Source organism: Kutzneria sp. NPDC052558 (assembly GCF_044547355.1).
Lineage (GTDB): Bacteria > Actinomycetota > Actinomycetes > Mycobacteriales > Pseudonocardiaceae > Kutzneria.
In genome coordinates, this window is the sequence record NZ_JBIUAG010000010.1 from 145,152 (window position 1) to 162,028 (window position 16,877).

12 protein-coding genes are annotated in these 16,877 nt (G+C 69.9%); 11 read left to right on the forward strand and 1 reads right to left on the reverse strand.

Annotated features, from left to right (window positions below):
• Positions 1-10: 10 nt before the first annotated feature.
• Positions 11-2,845 (reverse strand): AbfB domain-containing protein, encoded by a 2,835-nt coding sequence (locus tag ACIG5F_RS19890; RefSeq protein ID WP_396519369.1) that lies wholly within the window; start codon positions 2,843-2,845, stop codon positions 11-13.
• 270 nt (positions 2,846-3,115) lie between these two features.
• On the opposite strand from ACIG5F_RS19890, the gene ACIG5F_RS19895 reads away from it, so the two are divergent.
• From ACIG5F_RS19895 to mmsB, 11 genes are all read left to right on the forward strand, one after another.
• Positions 3,116-4,162 (forward strand): LacI family DNA-binding transcriptional regulator, encoded by a 1,047-nt coding sequence (locus tag ACIG5F_RS19895; protein ID WP_396519371.1) that lies wholly within the window; start codon positions 3,116-3,118, stop codon positions 4,160-4,162.
• Positions 4,163-4,451: 289 nt separating this feature from the next.
• A complete protein-coding gene (locus ACIG5F_RS19900) occupies positions 4,452-5,450 on the forward strand; it encodes an ABC transporter substrate-binding protein (RefSeq protein WP_396519373.1) in 999 nt (332 codons plus the stop codon).
• Between the two features lie 22 nt (positions 5,451-5,472).
• Positions 5,473-6,990 carry a sugar ABC transporter ATP-binding protein gene (locus ACIG5F_RS19905; protein ID WP_396519375.1) on the forward strand — a complete coding sequence of 506 codons (1,518 nt, stop codon included), beginning with the start codon at positions 5,473-5,475 and terminating at the stop codon, positions 6,988-6,990.
• Positions 6,987-8,000, forward strand: a complete 1,014-nt coding sequence (locus ACIG5F_RS19910; protein ID WP_396519377.1) for an ABC transporter permease — start codon at positions 6,987-6,989, stop codon at positions 7,998-8,000. Before ACIG5F_RS19905 ends, ACIG5F_RS19910 begins: the two co-directional genes overlap by 4 nt.
• The gene (gene yjfF / locus ACIG5F_RS19915; RefSeq protein ID WP_396519379.1) at positions 7,997-8,977 is read left to right on the forward strand and encodes a galactofuranose ABC transporter, permease protein YjfF; all 981 of its coding nucleotides are present in this window, start codon (positions 7,997-7,999) and stop codon (positions 8,975-8,977) included. Before ACIG5F_RS19910 ends, yjfF begins: the two co-directional genes overlap by 4 nt.
• A gap of 38 nt (positions 8,978-9,015) precedes the next feature.
• The gene (gene araB / locus ACIG5F_RS19920; protein WP_396519381.1) at positions 9,016-10,695 is read left to right on the forward strand and encodes a ribulokinase; all 1,680 of its coding nucleotides are present in this window, start codon (positions 9,016-9,018) and stop codon (positions 10,693-10,695) included.
• Between the two features lie 2 nt (positions 10,696-10,697).
• On the forward strand, positions 10,698-11,375 hold the full coding sequence (locus ACIG5F_RS19925) for an L-ribulose-5-phosphate 4-epimerase (protein WP_396519383.1): 678 nt from the start codon (positions 10,698-10,700) through the stop codon (positions 11,373-11,375).
• A gap of 14 nt (positions 11,376-11,389) precedes the next feature.
• Positions 11,390-12,892 carry an L-arabinose isomerase gene (gene araA, locus ACIG5F_RS19930; protein ID WP_396519385.1) on the forward strand — a complete coding sequence of 501 codons (1,503 nt, stop codon included), beginning with the start codon at positions 11,390-11,392 and terminating at the stop codon, positions 12,890-12,892.
• A gap of 18 nt (positions 12,893-12,910) precedes the next feature.
• Positions 12,911-14,023: a multiple monosaccharide ABC transporter substrate-binding protein gene (gene chvE, locus ACIG5F_RS19935; protein ID WP_396519387.1), complete on the forward strand. Its 1,113-nt coding sequence runs from the start codon at positions 12,911-12,913 to the stop codon at positions 14,021-14,023.
• Positions 14,024-14,028: 5 nt separating this feature from the next.
• Positions 14,029-15,567 carry a multiple monosaccharide ABC transporter ATP-binding protein gene (gene mmsA / locus ACIG5F_RS19940; protein ID WP_396519389.1) on the forward strand — a complete coding sequence of 513 codons (1,539 nt, stop codon included), beginning with the start codon at positions 14,029-14,031 and terminating at the stop codon, positions 15,565-15,567.
• Entirely contained in the window at positions 15,564-16,805 is a 1,242-nt protein-coding gene (gene mmsB, locus ACIG5F_RS19945) for a multiple monosaccharide ABC transporter permease (RefSeq protein WP_396519391.1), read from the forward strand. The genes mmsA and mmsB overlap by 4 nt, the downstream gene beginning before the upstream one ends.
• Positions 16,806-16,877: the final 72 nt, after the last annotated feature.

Below are 16,877 nucleotides of genomic sequence, written 5' to 3' on the forward strand. Positions count from 1 at the left end.
ATGACACCGGTCAGGCGGCCCAAGGTGCGGTGCGCGACCAGCTGGTGTCGTCGGCCCAGCCGGACGCCGTGTCGCCGACCCGGGGCCCGCCCTCCGCGCCGATGTAGACGTTGCCGGCGTACTGCCGCAGGTAGTGGTCCTCGTAGGCGTAGGCCTGCCAGGAGATGCCCTTGCCGTTGTGGCCGGTGGTGGCGCAGAACGTGGCGTCGTCGGCGAACAGCGCGGACTTGTCGTTCTGGTTGAGCACCACCTGGAAGTTGGCGTGCCGCAGGTAGTAGCCGGGGAAGTTCACGGCCTCGAAGGAGTAGCAGGAGTCATCGGCCAGGCCCGGCACCAGGGCGAAGGTGGCGTCCTGGAGGTCGGTGGCGGAGTTGCCGGCGGTGATGGGCGAGGTCTTGGCGACATAGTTTTGGTGCCGCAGGAAGTCGCCGGTGTCGGCCTGCCAGGAGGAACGGCCCAGTGGCACCGAGATGTCGCTGCGCCACCACGGCTCCCCGATGGTGAAGCTGCTGTCGTCGCAGGCCAGGAGCAGATCACCGTTGTGGTAGCTCAGGAACCGGTCCGGCGCGTCGTACGAGCGGAAGGACACGCCGATCCCGCTGTTGCCGACGGTGGCGCAGAACGTGGCCGAGCGGGCGAACGGCTGGCTCCCGTCCGACGCGGCCAGCTGGATCCGGTCGCCTTGGTGGCGCAGGTACTGGCCGGGGTTGGCCCGCGATTCCAGGGAATAGCAGCCAGTGCCGGCCAGGCCCGGACGCAGCAGGAAGGTGGCGTTGAGCTTGTCGGCGTCCGGAGACGACGCGGTCACGACGTTCGTGCCGCCGACGCCGTCGACCACGGCCACCGACCGGTCCGTCGCGCCGGGGGTGGTCACGTGCAGCGACAGGCCGCGGTCGAGGTTCAGGACCGGCGAGATGGGCGCGGTGGTGTCAACCTTCAGCGCCACCACGGAGTTCGCCGGGAAGGTGTAGCTGAAGGAACTCGAGGCGGCGAAGGTCGAGGTGGTCGGCGCGATGGTGTTCGGGGCGGTGATGGTGTTGCGGGAGTTGGGATCGCCGGTGAGCACGGTCGCTGTGCCGGTGGGCCGGATCCGGGTGGTGCCGTTGAGCACGACCTGGCTGGTGACGGGGGAGTCGGTCGGGTTGGCGACGGTGACGTAGACGGTGCCGGACTTCGTCCTGGTGACCACGGAGTTCACGCCGGCGGCGGCCCCGGCGAGCGAGGACTGGACGACGTAGTCGCCGGTGTTGGCGCCGAAGATGTGCTGCACCCAGTACGACGGTGAGCCGTACGAGGTGGCGGCGTCGAACGCGATCTCGTTGGTGGGCCACTGGAAGTCGCTCACGTCGGACAGCGCGGGCGCGTAGGAGGCGCCGATCACGACATCGGCGTTGCGGACCATGCCGGTCATGAAGCCGGCCTCGCTGATCGCGCCGGCCAGCGTGCCGGTCGGGTTGGCCCTGGTGCCGTTGGTGGTGGCGTACTCGCCGACCAGGTGCTTGGGGCCGTTGCGGGAAGTGCCGTCGTAGTAGTGGGCGGCGTTGGTGAAGTACGAGGTGTCGTCGCTGTAGTAGTGGTCGTCGATCACGTCCACCGGCCGGCTGGTCACCGAGGCCGACGCCACCAGTTGCAGCTGCGGGTAGGCGGCCTTGATGGCGTCGTGGAACATCGGGAACCGGTAGCTGCTGTAGCTGCCGCTGCCGTCGAACCAGTCCTCGTTGCCGATCTCCACGTAGTGCACGTCGTACGGCGCGGGATGCCCGTCGGCGGCGCGCTGCGCGCCCCACTTGGTGTTGGTGGCGCCGATGGCGTACTGGATCTCGTCGAGCGCGTCCTGCACGTACGGGGCCAGTTGTCCTTGGGGGACAACGGTGTGGTCGAGCGTGTAGCCGGCGAACACGGCCAGCAGCGGTTGGGCCCCGGTCTGCTCGGCCAGGTCGAGGTAGCCCTTGAGACCCACCTGGTCGGTCGACCAGTAGCCCCAGGCGTCGTTCTGATGGCCGGGCCGGTTCTCGATCGGGCCGACCGTCTTCTTCCAGTCGAAGTAGGTCGACAGGGTGTTGCCCTCGAGGTAGTTGCCGCCGGGCACGCGGAAGAAGCCGGGCCTGGTGGCGGCCAGCTTGTCCATCAGGTCCGTGCGCAGGCCGGTGCCGTGGTAGGTCGGCGGCTGGCAGGTGACGACGTCGAAGTACAGCGAGGAGCCGGCCCCGACGCCGTCGGCCGCGATGACGAGGCGATTGGCCGTGGAGACCGGGGTGTTCCGGTCGGTGGCCATGGTGACGCTGTACTTCGTCCACGTCGAGCTGACGGCCGGGACCGTGGCCTTGGCGTGCACGGCGCCGGTGGTGCTCTCCAGGTCGACCGTCAGGCCGCCGTGGAATGTGCCGTCCGACTTGGCGAAGAAGGTCGCGGTGTACTTGGTCGACGGGGCGACGCCGACGCCGTAGAAACCGTTGTTGGCGACGCCGACCCGTTGGCCGTGGGCGTTGGCCGTGATGGACAACCTGAGCGAGTTGCCGTTCGCGGAGTTGAGCGGCTGGGTGGTGTCCAGGGCGACGGCGCCGGCGCCGCCGCCGGCGGTGACGGCCGACCAGCTCGCGATGCCGTTCTCCTTCATGGTGCTGTTGCGCACCATGTTCGCGCCCAGGCCGCCTTCGACGGAGTGGTTGATGTCCTCGACGATGTCGCCGAACTGGGTCCGGTTCACGCTGGTGGTCGTCCTGCTGACGTCGGCGGTGAGCGACACGCCGGGCGCGTCGGCCGCCGACGCCGACCACGGGCCGGGCAGGCCGACCACCGGCAGTGTTAGCGCTAACAGCAAGGCGGTGGCGCGGGGTCTGCGCACAATCGTCTCCCGAGGTGGCGTCGATAAAGAAGGATCAACTTCCACGGCGGCCAACGCGGTGACTGTGGTCGCCGACACATGTTGGCCGGCAACGTATTGCCAGGTCGAGACGAGGGCAACCGTCGAGGCGGCCTTTGTTGCCGACTCGTTACGTCGATGGTCGTCGCCATCGAACCGTTACCTTCCGGTCTTGACTGGCTTTCTGTTACCGCTAACACTGTGCACCTCGACGGGCAGTGGTGAACCGCGGATGACAAGGAGCTGACGCCGGTGGCACGGACGTCTCCGACCGACGGCGGCCGCAAGGCCGCGGGCCCGCCGGCCGTCCGCCAGGCGAGTCTGACGGACGTGGCCGAGGTGGCCGGCGTGTCGCACATGACGGTGTCGCGGGTGATCAACGGCACCGGCCCGGTCCGGCCGGAGACCAGGGCCCGGGTGGAGGCCGCGATCCGGGAGCTGGACTACCGGCCCAACTCCGCCGCCCGCACGCTGGCCACCGGCAAGTCGGAAACCCTTGGCGTGGTGGCACTCGACTCCACGCTGTACGGGCCGGCCAGCATGCTCTACGGCATCGAGCACGCCGCCCGCGAGGCCGGCTACGCGATCACCATCTCCAGCGTCAGCCGGCCGCAGCGTCAGTCCATTTCGGACGCTGTGGAGAACCTCCGTCGCCAGGCGGTGGAAGGCATCCTGGTGATCGCCCCGCACGTGTCCGCCGGCCAGGCGCTGGAGTTCACGCCGCGCGACGTGCCGCTGGTCGCGGTCGGCGCGGCCGAGTCCGCCCCGGTTCCGGTGGTCGCGGTGGACCAGTACGACGGGGCTCGGCGGGCCACGGAGCACCTGCTTGCGCTGGGGCACAAGATGGTCTGGCATGTGGCCGGCCCGTCGGACTGGCTGGAGGCGCAGGCCCGTGAACAGGGTTGGCGCGAGACGCTGGCGGCGCACGGCATCAAGGCGCCGCCGGTGTTGCGGGGTGACTGGAGTCCGCGCTCGGGCTACGACGCCGGGCGGATCCTGGTGGGCAGGGGTGGTGTGACGGCGGTGTTCGTGGCGAACGACCAGATGGCGCTGGGCATGCTGCGCGCGTTCGCCGAAGGCGGCAGCGCGGTGCCGGGCGACGTGCACGTGGTCGGCTTCGACGATGTGCCCGAGGCGGCGTATTTCAGCCCGCCGCTGACCACGGTCCGCCAGGACTTCATCGAGGTCGGCCGGCAGGCGTTCGAGTTGCTGGAGTCGCGCCTGCGCGACGAGGACGGCCCCGGACGCCGTCTGATCACACCGGAGTTGGTCGTGCGCGAGAGCACCGGCCCCCGATAACGGGGCGGGGCGACCCGGACCCCGTCGCCCCGCCCATCCCGCTCAGTCTCCCAGCCCCCCATCCCGCTCAACCTCCATCCCGCTCAACCTCCATCCCGCTCAACCCCCCATCCCGCTCAACCCCCATCCCGCTCAACCCCCATCCCGCTCAACCCCCATCCCGCCCAGCCCCCAGCCCGCCCATCCCGTCCAGCTCTCGGCCCGCCCTGCCCTCGGCCCCAGCCCGCCAGCCATCCCCGTCGTCCGTCCCGCACGGCAGCCCTTCCCGTCCCGACTGTTAGCGCTAACAATGATCAACGCTGATCGAGGAGTGAACGTGGTGCGTACCAGAGTGGCGTTACTCGTGGCCGGCGCGCTCGGCCTGACCATGCTCACCGGCTGTGGCGGCGGCGCGGCCGCCGGCGGCAGCGGCGCCATCACCTTGGGCTTCGCCCAGGTGGGCGCGGAGAGCGGCTGGCGCACGGCCAACACCAAGTCCATCCAGGATTCGGCCAAGGCCGCCGGCATCACGCTGAAGTTCTCCGACGCCCAGCAGAAGCAGGCCAACCAGATCCAGGCCATCCGCTCCTACATCCAGCAGCACGTCAGCGTGATCGCCTTCTCGCCGGTGGTGGAGACCGGCTGGGACACCGTGCTCAAGGAGGCGAGGACCGCGAACATCCCGGTGATCCTCACCGACCGCGCCATCGACTCCACCGACACCACGCTGTACAAGAGCTTCCTCGGCTCGGACTTCGTCAACGAGGGCAAGGAGGCCGGCGACTGGGTGGCCAAGCAGTACGCCTCGGCCACCGGTCCCGTGAACATCGCCGTGCTGGAGGGCACCACCGGCTCGGCCCCGGCCAACGACCGGTCCAAGGGCTTCGACGACGTGATCAAGACCGACCCGAAGTTCAAGGTCGTGGCCTCCCAGGACGGCGACTTCACCCGGGCCCAGGGCAAGCAGGTCATGGAGTCCTTCCTGAAGTCGCAGAGCAAGATTGACGTGCTGTTCGCGCAGAACGACGACATGGGCCTCGGCGCGCTGGACGCTATCCAGGCCGCCGGCCTCACCCCCGGCAAGGACATCAAGATCGTCACGGTGGACGGCACCCACGACGGCCTGCAGGCGCTGGCCGACGGCAAGTTCAACTACGTCGTCGAGTGCAACCCGCTGCTCGGCCCGCAGCTGATGGACCTGGTCAAGAAGGTCGCCGCCGGGCAGAGCGTGCCGAACCGGATCCTGACCAAGGAGACCGCGTTCGACCAGGCCGCCGCCCAGGCCGCGCTGCCCGGCCGCCAGTACTGACGACCCCGAGAGCGGCCCCGCGATGAACCAGTCCCGAGAGATCCTGCGGATGACCGGCATCCGCAAGCGGTTCCCCGGCGTCACCGCGCTCGACGGCGTCGACTTCCGGTTGTTCCCCGGCGAGGTGCACGCCCTGATGGGCGAGAACGGCGCCGGCAAGTCGACCCTGATCAAGGTGCTGACCGGGGTCGAGGGCGTGGACGCGGGCGCCGTCGAGCTGGCCGGGTCGCCGGTGTCGTTCGGCGGCCCGGGCCAGGCCCAGCGGGCCGGCATCAGCACCGTCTACCAGGAGGTGAACCTCTGCCCGAACCTGTCGGTGGCGGAGAACATCTTCATCGGCCGCGAGCCGCGGCGGTTCGGCCGGATCCAGTGGTCCCGGATGCGGTCCCGGGCCGAGGAGCTGTTGGCCCGGCTCGACCTGCGTCTCGATGTGTCGGCCGAGCTGGGCACGCGGTCGATCGCCGTGCAGCAGATGGTGGCCATCGCCCGGGCGCTGGACGTGCAGGCCCAGGTGCTGGTGCTCGACGAGCCGACCTCCAGCCTCGACGCCAAGGAGGTCGAGCAGCTGATGGGCGTGCTGCGAGCGCTGCGCGCGGACGGCATGGCCATCCTGTTCGTTTCCCACTTCATCGACCAGGTCTTCGCCATCGCCGACCGGATGACCGTGCTGCGCAACGGAAAGCTGGTCGGCGAGTACGTGACCGCGGACATCACGCCGGTCGAGCTGGTGACCAGGATGATCGGCAAGGAGCTGGCCGCGCTGGACGAGCTGGAGGTGTCCGAGCGGTCCCGGCCCGGCCCGGACCGGCCGGTGCTGGTGGCCGCGGACGGGCTGGCCCGCGCCGGCGGCATCGAGCCGTTCTCGATGAGCATCCGGCCGGGGGAGGTGGTCGGGCTGGCCGGCCTGCTCGGCTCCGGCCGCACCGAGCTGGCCCGCCTGCTGTTCGGGGCCGACCACGCCGACGGCGGCACGCTCGACATCGACGGGCAGCGGGTGCACCTGCGGTCCCCGCGCGCGGCGATGCGCCAGCACATCGGTTTCTGCTCGGAGAACCGCAAGACCGAGGGCCTGATCGCCGAGCTGACCATCCGGGAGAACATCGCGCTCGCGGTGCAGGCCGGCCGGGGCTGGACCCGCCCGCTCTCGCGCCGACGGCAGCTGGAGCTGGCGCTGGGCTACGTCGAGGCGTTGGACATCCGGCCGGCCGACCCCGAGGCCGTGGTCGGCACGCTGTCCGGCGGCAACCAGCAGAAGGTGTTGCTGGCCCGGTGGCTGGCCACCGAGCCCCGGCTGCTGATCCTGGACGAGCCGACCCGCGGCATCGACATCGGGGCCAAGGCGGAGATCCAGCGGCTGGTGGCGAAGCTGTCCGAGGACGGCACGGCGGTGCTGTTCATCTCCGCCGAGCTGGAGGAGGTGCTGCGGCTGAGCCATCACGTCGCCGTGCTGCGGGACCGGCGGGTCGTCGCCCAGCTGGCCAACGACGGGCTGACCCCGGAGGAGATCATGTCGACTATCGCGGACGGGGGCCGGCCATGACCCGGCACCGGCTGTTCTGGCCGGCGGCCGCGCTGGTGGCGCTGCTGCTCGGAAATCTTGTCGTCTCGCCCCGGTTCTTCGCCGTCGAGATCCGAGACGGGCACCTGTACGGCAACCTCGTCGACATCCTGCGCAACGGCTCGCCGCTGATCCTGATCGCGGTCGGCATGACGCTCGTGGTCGCCACCCGGGGCATCGACCTGTCGGTCGGCGCGGTGGTGGCGGTCAGCGGCGCGGTGGCGTGCGTGCAGCTGGGCAGCACCGGCGTGGTGGTCGCCGTGGCCATGGCGCTCGGGCTGTGCCTGGCGCTGGGCGCGTGGAACGGCTGGCTGGTGGCCGGACTGAAGATCCAGCCCATCGTCGCGACGCTGATCCTGATGGTCGCCGGCCGCGGGCTGGCCCAGCTGATCACCGGCGGCCAGATCGTGACCGTCCAGAATGGACCGTTCCTGGCCATCGCCGGCGGCTACCTGCTCGCCCTGCCGCTGTCGTTCCTGATCGCGATCGCGGTCTACGCTCTGACTTCCCTGGTGGTGCGGCGGTCCGCACTCGGGATACTGCTGGAGTCGGTCGGCGCCAACCCCGAGGCCAGCCGGCTGTCCGGGCTGCGTTCGGGCCGGCTGATCTGGCTCTGCTACGTGTTCAGCGGCCTGTGCGCGGGCGTCGCCGGCCTGATCATCAGCTCCAACGTCACCGGGGCCGACGGCAACAACGCCGGCCTGTGGATCGAGCTGGACGCCATCCTGGCCGTGGTGATCGGCGGCACCAAGCTGACCGGCGGCCGATTCTGCCTGGGCGGCACGGTGATCGGCGCGCTGCTCATCCAGACGCTGACCACGACCGTCTACGCGCTGGGCATTCCCTCGCAGGAGACGTTGCTGTTCAAGGCGATCGTGGTCACCGTCGTGTGCCTGGTGCAGTCGCCGGCGTTTCGGGCCAAGCTGGTCAAACGCCGACGCCGAGCCGAATCCGTGGTGACACCGGCGGAACCGGTGGAGGTGTCGTCATGACCGCGCTGTCCGCACGGGTTCGCTCCTACCGCCCGCAGCGGCGGTACCTGCCGGTGCTCGGCGCGCTGGCGGTGCTGGTGGGCGCCTACGGCTTCGGCGCGGCGAGGTATCCCGCCTTCGGGACCGGCCAGGTGGTGCTGGACCTGTTCATCGACCACTCGTTCCTGCTGGTGGTCGCGGTCGGGGCGACGTTTGTCATCCTCACCGGCGGCATCGACCTGTCCGTGGGCTCGGTCGCCGCGCTGTCGGCGATGGCCTCGGCCGATCTGTTGCAGCACCGGGGATGGCCGGCCTACCTGGTGATCCCGGCGGTGCTCGTGCTCGGCGCGGCGCTCGGCTGCGCGATGGGCCTGGTGATCCACCACTTCGAGATCCAGCCGTTCATCGTGACGCTGGCCGGCATGTTCCTGGCCCGCGGCCTGTGCTACACGATCAGCACCGACTCCATCTCGATCACCGACGACACCTTCACCACGATGGCGCAGACGCCGATCCCGCTGGGCGCCGGGCTGCGCGTGTCGCCGAGTGTGCTGATCGCGGTGGTGGTCGTGGCGATCGCCGGCTACGTCCTGCACTTCACCCGGTTCGGCCGCACCGTGTACGCCGTCGGCGGCAGCGAGCGGTCGGCCCTGCTGATGGGATTGACGGTGGCCAGGACCAAGGTCGCCGTCTACACGATCAGCGGCGCGTGCTCGGCGTTGGGCGGCGTGCTGATGGCGTTCTACACGCTGTCGGCCGATCCGCTGGGCGCGGTGGGCATGGAGTTGGACGCCATCGCCGCCGTGGTCATCGGCGGCACGATCCTCACCGGCGGCAGCGGCTATGTGCTCGGCACCGTGCTGGGTGTGCTGGTGCTGGGCATCATCCAGACCCTGATCACCTTCGACGGGACGCTCAGCTCCTGGTGGACCCGGATCGTGATCGGCGCCCTGTTGTTCGTGTTCATCGCCATCCAGCGGCTGATCGCCCGCCGCTGACCGCGCGTGTCCGAGAGGAAAACACTGCCGTGGCCGGAATGTTAGCGCTAACTGAACCGCTCGTGGTCGGCGTCGACTTCGGCACGCTGTCCGGCCGGGCCGTGGTGGTCCGGGCCCGCGACGGGGCCGAACTGGGCAGCGCGGTGCACGAGTACGCGCACGGCGTCGTCGAGCGGACGCTGCCGGCGACCGGGCGGACCCTGCCGCCGGACTGGGCGCTCCAGGTCCCCTCCGACTACGTCGACGTGCTGCGCCACGCCGTGCCCGACGCGCTCAAAGCCGCTGGGGTGTCGGGGGAAAGCGTGATCGGCATCGGCACCGACTTCACCGCCTGCACCATGGTCCCGGTCACCGCCGACGGCGCCGCGCTGTGCGAGCTGCCGGGGTTCCGCGCCGAACCGCACGCCTACGTCAAGCTGTGGAAGCACCACGCCGCCCAGGGGCAGGCCGACCGGATCACCGACCTGGCCCGCGACCGCGGCGAGAAGTGGCTGCCCCGCTACGGCGGCCTGATCTCCTCGGAGTGGGAGTTCGCCAAGGGCTTGCAGATCCTGGAGGAAGCGCCCGAGGTGTATGCCGCGATGTGGCGGTTCGTCGAGGCGGCCGACTGGATCGTCTGGCAGCTCACCGGAAACTACGTGCGCAACGCCTGCACCGCCGGCTACAAGGGAATCCACCAGGACGGCGCCTACCCGAGCTCCGACTATCTCCGCGAGCTCAACCCCGGCTTCGAGCGCTTCGTGACGGACAAGCTGGCGCATCCGTTGGGGCAGCTGGGCGATAAGGCTGGCGTCCTCACCGCGGAGGCGGCGGCCTGGACCGGCCTGCCGGCGGGGATCGCCGTCGCCGTTGGCAATGTGGACGCGCACGTGACCGCGCCGGCCGCGCAGGCGGTGGAGCCCGGACAGCTGGTCGCGATCATGGGCACCTCCACCTGCCACGTGGTGAACGGCGCCGAACTCCGTGAGGTGCCGGGGATGTGCGGCGTGGTGGAAGGCGGCATCGTGCCCGGCCTCTGGGGGTACGAGGCCGGACAGAGCGGCGTCGGGGACATCTTCGGCTGGTTCGTGGACCACGCCGTTCCGCCGGCCTACCACGACATGGCCCGTGAACAGGGCCGGTCCGTGCACGAACTGCTCTCGGATCTGGGGGCGCGGCAACAGGTCGGCGAACACGGACTGGTCGCTTTGGACTGGCACAGCGGCAACCGCTCGGTGCTGGTCGACCACGAGCTGTCCGGCGTCGTCGTCGGCCAGACCCTGGCCACCCGCCCCGAGGACGTCTACCGCGCGCTGCTGGAGGCGACCGCGTTCGGCACGCGGGTCGTCATCGACACCTTCATCGACGCGCGGGTGCCGGTGACCGAGTTCGTCGCGGCCGGCGGCCTGATCCGCAATCGGCTGCTGATGCAGATCTACGCCGACGTGCTCGACATGCCGCTGTCGGTGATCGGGTCGGAGCACGGTCCGGCGCTGGGCTCGGCGATCCACGCCGCGGTCGCCGCCGGCGCCTACCCGGACATCCGCGCGGCGGCCGCCGCCATGGGCTCGGTGGAGCGAGACGTGTACCTGCCGATCCCGGCCAACGTGTCGGGCTACGAGGAGCTGTTCGTCGAATACCTGACCCTGCACGACTACTTCGGCCGTGGGGTCAACCAGGTCATGCGCCGGCTCAGGCAACGCAGGCGCAGGGCCCGCGCCGAGAAGGGACAGGAGTGACCATGTCCGTCAGCGCCGAGGTGCGCGAAACGGTCCGCCAGCTGCGCCGCACGGTGGCCGAGCTGCACGGTGAGCTCACCCGCAACGGCCTGGTGATCTGGACCGCCGGCAACGTGTCCGCGCGGGTGCCGGACCGCGACCTGATGGTGATCAAGCCGTCCGGCGTGTCCTACGACGAGCTCAGCGAGCACTCGATGGTCGTCACCGACCTGCACGGCGAGCTGGTCGAGGGCGAGCTCGCGCCGTCATCGGACACCGCCGCGCATGCCTACGTCTACCGGCACATGCCCGAGGTCGGCGGAGTCGTGCACACGCATTCCACCTATGCCACGGCGTGGGCCGCCCGGGGCGAGCCGATTCCCTGTGTGCTCACGATGATCGCCGACGAGTTCGGCGGCGAGATCCCGATCGGGCCGTTCGCGCTGATCGGCGACGACTCGATCGGCCAGGGCATCGTCGAGACGCTGCGGGCCAGCCGCTCGCCGGCTGTGCTGATGCGCAACCACGGGCCGTTCACCGTCGGCAAGGACGCGCGGGCCGCGGTCAAGGCGGCGGTGATGGTCGAGGACGTGGCTCGGACCGTCCACATCGCACACCAGCTCGGTGAGCTGCCCGCGCTGCGCCGCGAGGACATAGACCGCCTGCATCACCGCTACCAGAACGTCTACGGCCAGCGCTAGGAGACAACCCCGTCATGAGCGCCACCAAACCGAAGCTGTGGTTCCTCACCGGCAGCCAGCACCTCTACGGCGAGGACACGCTGCGCCAGGTCGCCGACCAGTCCGAGCGGGTGCAGCAGATGCTCACCGCGTCCGGCCGGGTGCCGGCCGAGATCGTCGGCAAGCCGGTGCTCACCGAGCCGGCCGCGATCCGCCGGGTGATGCGGGAGGCCAACGGCGATCCGGACTGCGTCGGCGTGATCGCGTGGATGCACACCTTCTCGCCGGCCAAGATGTGGATCAGCGGCCTGGACGCGCTGCGAAAACCGCTGCTGCACCTGCACACCCAGCTCAACCGCACGCTGCCGTGGTCGAGCATCGACATGGACTTCATGAACCTCAACCAGGCCGCGCACGGCGACCGCGAGTTCGGGTTCGTGCAGACCAGGCTGGGCGTGGCGCGCAAGACCGTCGCCGGGCACGCCACCGACGCCCGGCTACTCGGTCGGATCGAGGACTGGACTCGCGCCGCGACCGGCCTGGCGCACCTGCGCACGCTGCGGCTGGCCCGCTTCGGCGACAACATGCGCGATGTCGCGGTGACCGAGGGCGACAAGGTGGAGGCCGAGCTCAAGTTCGGCGTCTCGGTGAACACCTACGGTGTCAACGACCTGGTGACGTTCGTGGACACGGCGTCGGACCACGCGGTGGACGAGGTGGTCGCGGACTACGCCGCCTCGTACGTCCTGCGGCCGGAGCTGGCGCCGGGCGGCGACCGTCACGACTCGCTGCGGTACGCGGCCCGGATCGAGGTCGGACTGCGCCATTTCCTGACCGTGGGCGGCTTCGGCGCGTTCACCACCAACTTCGAGGACCTCGGCGGGCTGCGGCAGCTGCCGGGCATCGCGGTGCAGCGGCTGATGGCCGACGGCTACGGCTTCGGCGGCGAGGGCGACTGGAAGACCTCGGCGCTGCTGGCCGCGGTCAAGGCCATGGGCCGGGGCACCGGACTCGGCGCGTCGTTCATGGAGGACTACACCTACCACTTCGGGCCGGGGGAGCCGAAGATCCTCGGTGCGCACATGCTCGAAGTCTGCCCGAGCATCGCCGCCGACCGGCCGTCCTGCGAGATCCATCCGCTGGGCATCGGCGGCCGGGAGGACCCGGTGCGGCTGGTGTTCGACGCCACGGCCGGCCACGCCGTGGTGATCGGCCTGGCCGACCTCGGCGACCGTTTCCGGTTCGTGGCCAACGAGGTCACCGTGGTGCCGCCGGACGAGCCGCTGCCGAAGCTGCCGGTGGCCCGCGCGGTGTGGCGGCCCGAGCCGTCGCTGGCCGAGTCGGCCGAGATGTGGCTGATGGCCGGCGGCCCGCACCACACCGTGCTGACGCAGGCGGTCGGCGCGTCGGCGCTGCGGGACTTCGCCCACATGCTCAACACCGAGTTGCTGCTGGTGGACGCGGGCAGCGACAGCGACTCCTTCGGCGACCACATCCGGTGGAACCAGGCCTATTACCGGCTGGCCCAGGGCTTCTGACAGAAACGAGGAGCACTCATGAAGTCAGCACGATGGGCGACGGTCGGCGTCGCCCTCACGCTCGGCGCGGCGCTGACCGCCTGCGGGCCCGCGGTCAAGACCGTGGACCAGGCCCCGACCCCGGGCTCCAACGCCGGTGCGCTGGTCGGCGTGACCATGCCGACCAAGTCGTCCGAGCGGTGGATCCACGACGGCGACAACATCAAGGGCGCGCTGGAGAAGCTCGGCTACAAGGTCGACCTCCAGTACGCCGAGAACGACATCCCCACCCAGGCCAACCAGATCGAGAACCAGATCACCAAGGGGGCCAAGGCGCTGATCGTCGCCTCCATCGACGGCACCGCCCTGACCACGCAGCTCCAGGACGCCGCCGACCGGCACATCCCGGTGATCGCCTACGACCGGCTGATCCGCAACACGTCCACTGTGGACTACTACGCCACCTTCGACAACTTCAAGGTCGGCGTGGAGCAGGCCACCTCGCTGCTGACCGGCCTGAAGCGGACGGACCCCGATCTCAAGGGCCCGGTGAACATCGAGCTGTTCGCCGGCTCGCCCGACGACAACAACGCCACCTTCTTCTTCAACGGCGCGATGTCCGTGCTCAAGCCGTACCTGGACAAGGGCACGCTGGTGGTCAGGAGCGGCCAGACCGACTTCGCCACCTGCGCCATCCTGCGCTGGGACCCGGCCACCGCGCAGAAGCGCATGGAGGACCTGCTCACCAAGACCTACAACGCCACCACCAGGATCGCCGGCGTGCTCTCGCCGTACGACGGGCTGTCGATCGGCATCCTCTCCGCGCTCAAGAGCAACGGCTACGGCACCGCCGGCCAACCCTATCCGGTGGTCACCGGGCAGGACGCCGAGGTGGCGTCGGTGAAGTCGATCGTCGCGGGTGAGCAGTATTCGACTGTCTTCAAGGACACCCGCCAGCTGGCCAAGACCGCCGTCGACATGGCGCAGGCGGTGCTGACCGGGGCCAAGCCGACCGTGAACAACACCAAGGACTACGACAACGGCAAGAAGGTCGTGCCCTCCTTCCTGCTCCAGCCGGTGATCGTCACCAAGGACAACTACCAGCAGGCGCTGGTGGACTCCGGCTACTACACCGCCGCCGAGCTGAAGTAGCGGCCATGACCGAGTTCATCCTGACCATGGACGGGATCGGCAAGTCGTTCCCGGGCGTGCGGGCGCTGGCCGACGTGCGGCTGTCCGTGCGCAGGGGCGAGATCCACGCCATCTGCGGCGAGAACGGCGCCGGCAAGTCGACGCTGATGAAGGTGCTGTCCGGCGTCTACCCGCACGGGTCCTACGACGGCGAGATCACCTTCGACGGGCGGCCCTGCGAGTTCGGCGGCGTCCGGGACAGCGAGCAGCGCGGCATCGTGATCATCCACCAGGAGCTGGCCCTGTGCCCGCAGCTGTCGGTCGCCGAGAACATCTTCCTGGGCAATGAGCAGGCCAGGCGCGGGGTGATCGACTGGAACCGCACCAACCACCGGGCCGCCGAGCTGCTCGACCGGGTGGGGCTGCGGGAATCGCCGGTCACGCCGGTCGGCGACCTGGGCGTGGGCAAGCAGCAGCTGGTGGAGATCGCCAAGGCACTGTCCAAAGAGGTCAGACTGCTGATCCTGGACGAGCCGACCGCGGCGCTGGGCGCGGACGACTCCGCGCACCTGCTCGATCTGCTGCGCGGCCTGCGTGCGGGCGGGGTGACCTCGGTGATCGTCTCCCACAAGCTCGACGAGATCATGGCCGTCGCCGACTCGATCACCATCCTGCGCGACGGCCGCACCGTCGAGACCATGGACGCGCGGACCGATGACGTGACCGAGGACCGGATCATCGCCGGCATGGTCGGCCGCGACCTGGAGCACCGGTTCCCGCCGCACGAGCCGAAGATCGGCGCGGAGGCGCTGCGCGTCGAGGACTGGACGGTGCGCAGCCCGACCCGGCCCGGCCACGTGGTGGTCGACCGCGCCAACCTGGTGCTGCGGCGCGGGGAGATCGTCGGGCTGGCCGGCCTGATGGGGGCCGGCCGGACCGAGCTGGCCATGAGCGTGTTCGGCCGGTCCTACGGTCGGGACATCTCCGGCCGGCTGGTCAAGGACGGCAAGCCGATCGAGGTCCGCACGGTGCGGGAGGCGATCGCCCACGGCATCGCCTACGTCACCGAGGACCGCAAGCGCTACGGCCTCAACCTCATCGAGGACGTCAAGCGCAACATCTCCGCGGCGGGACTGGGCAGGCTGGCCCGTCGCGGCTGGGTGAACGAGAACGAGGAGCACCGGGTGGCCGGCCGGTTCCGCCGCGACATGAACATCAAGACGCCCACCGTGACCACCGCGGTGGGCACGCTGTCCGGCGGCAACCAGCAGAAGGTCGTGCTGTCCAAGTGGATCTTCACCGACCCGGACGTGCTCATCCTCGACGAGCCCACCCGCGGCATCGACGTCGGCGCCAAGTACGAGATCTACTCGATCGTCAACCGGCTGGCCGACGAGGGCAAGGCCGTGCTGGTCATCTCCTCCGAGCTGCCGGAGCTGCTCGGCCTGTGCGACCGGATCTACACCCTGGCCGCCGGCCGGATCACCGGCGAGGTGGGCCGGGCCGAGGCCACCCAGGAGCTGTTGATGCAGCACATGACCAGGAACCAGGAGCGCACGCCATGACCAGCACCGCCCCGGTGGACACCGAGCGGAGCGCGGGCCCGCCGGCCCGCGCGCCGCGCCGGTTCTCGCTCAACATCAGGCAGAGCGGCATCTACGTGGCGTTCGCGCTGATCATCGCGCTGTTCTCGGCGCTGACCGGCGGCACGCTGCTGCAACCGGAGAACATCTCCAACATCATCGTGCAGAACTCGTACGTGCTGATCCTGGCCATCGGCATGATCCTGATCATCATCGCCGGGCACATCGACCTGTCCGCCGGCTCGGTGGTCGCGGTGACCGGCGCGGTGTCGGCGGTGCTGATGGTCGACCTCGACGTGCCGTGGCTGCCGGCGCTGGTGATCACGCTGGCGGTCGGCGCGCTGATCGGCGCCTGGCAGGGCTACTGGATCGCCTACTTCGGCATCCCGGCGTTCATCGTCACGCTGGCCGGCATGCTGGTGTTCCGCGCGCTCACCCTGACCGTGCTGGGAAACCAGGGCATCGGCCCGTTCCCGGACCCGATCCGCACGCTGGCCAACGGCTTCACCGACGGCTACCTCGGCAACATCGGACTGGGGCCGCTTGGCGGCGCGGACCTGGTGAGCCTGGTGGTCGGCGTGCTGGTCGTCGGCGGCATCGCGTTCTCCCAGTGGCGGGCCCGGCGGGGCCGGATGCGCTACCTCCAGGAGGTCGACCCGCTGCCGGTGTTCCTGCTCAAGACCGGCGGCGCCGGCGTGGTCGTGCTGGCCGTCGTCGTGCAGCTGGCCCGGTTCAAGAACATTCCGTGGGTGCTGGTGCTGCTGGCGGCGCTGGTGCTGTTCTACTCGCTGCTGACCACCCGGGCGGTGTTCGGCCGGCGCGTCTACGCCATCGGCGGCAACCTCCAGGCGGCCACGCTGTCCGGCGTGAAGGTGAAGTCCGTGGTGTTCTGGATCTTCGTCAACATGGGCGTGCTGTCCGCGCTGGCCGGGGTGATCTTCGCCGGGCGGCTCAACCAGGCCGGGCCGACCGCCGGCACGTCGTTCGAGCTGGACGCCATCGCCGCCGCCTTCATCGGCGGCGCGGCGGTGCAGGGCGGCGTGGGCAAGGTGGTCGGCGCGATCACCGGCGGCCTGATCATGGCCGTGATCAACAACGGCATGTCGCTGATCGGCGCGCCCAGCGAGCAGGTGATGCTGGTGAAGGGCCTGGTGTTGCTGGCGGCGGTCGCCTACGACATCTGGACCAAGCGGCGGGGCGCGGTGGCCGCGACCCGCTGACGCCGTCGACACATTCGACGGTCCCGACCTTGTGAGCAAGTGTTGAGTATTGACCGACTCTGCTCAGTTCCT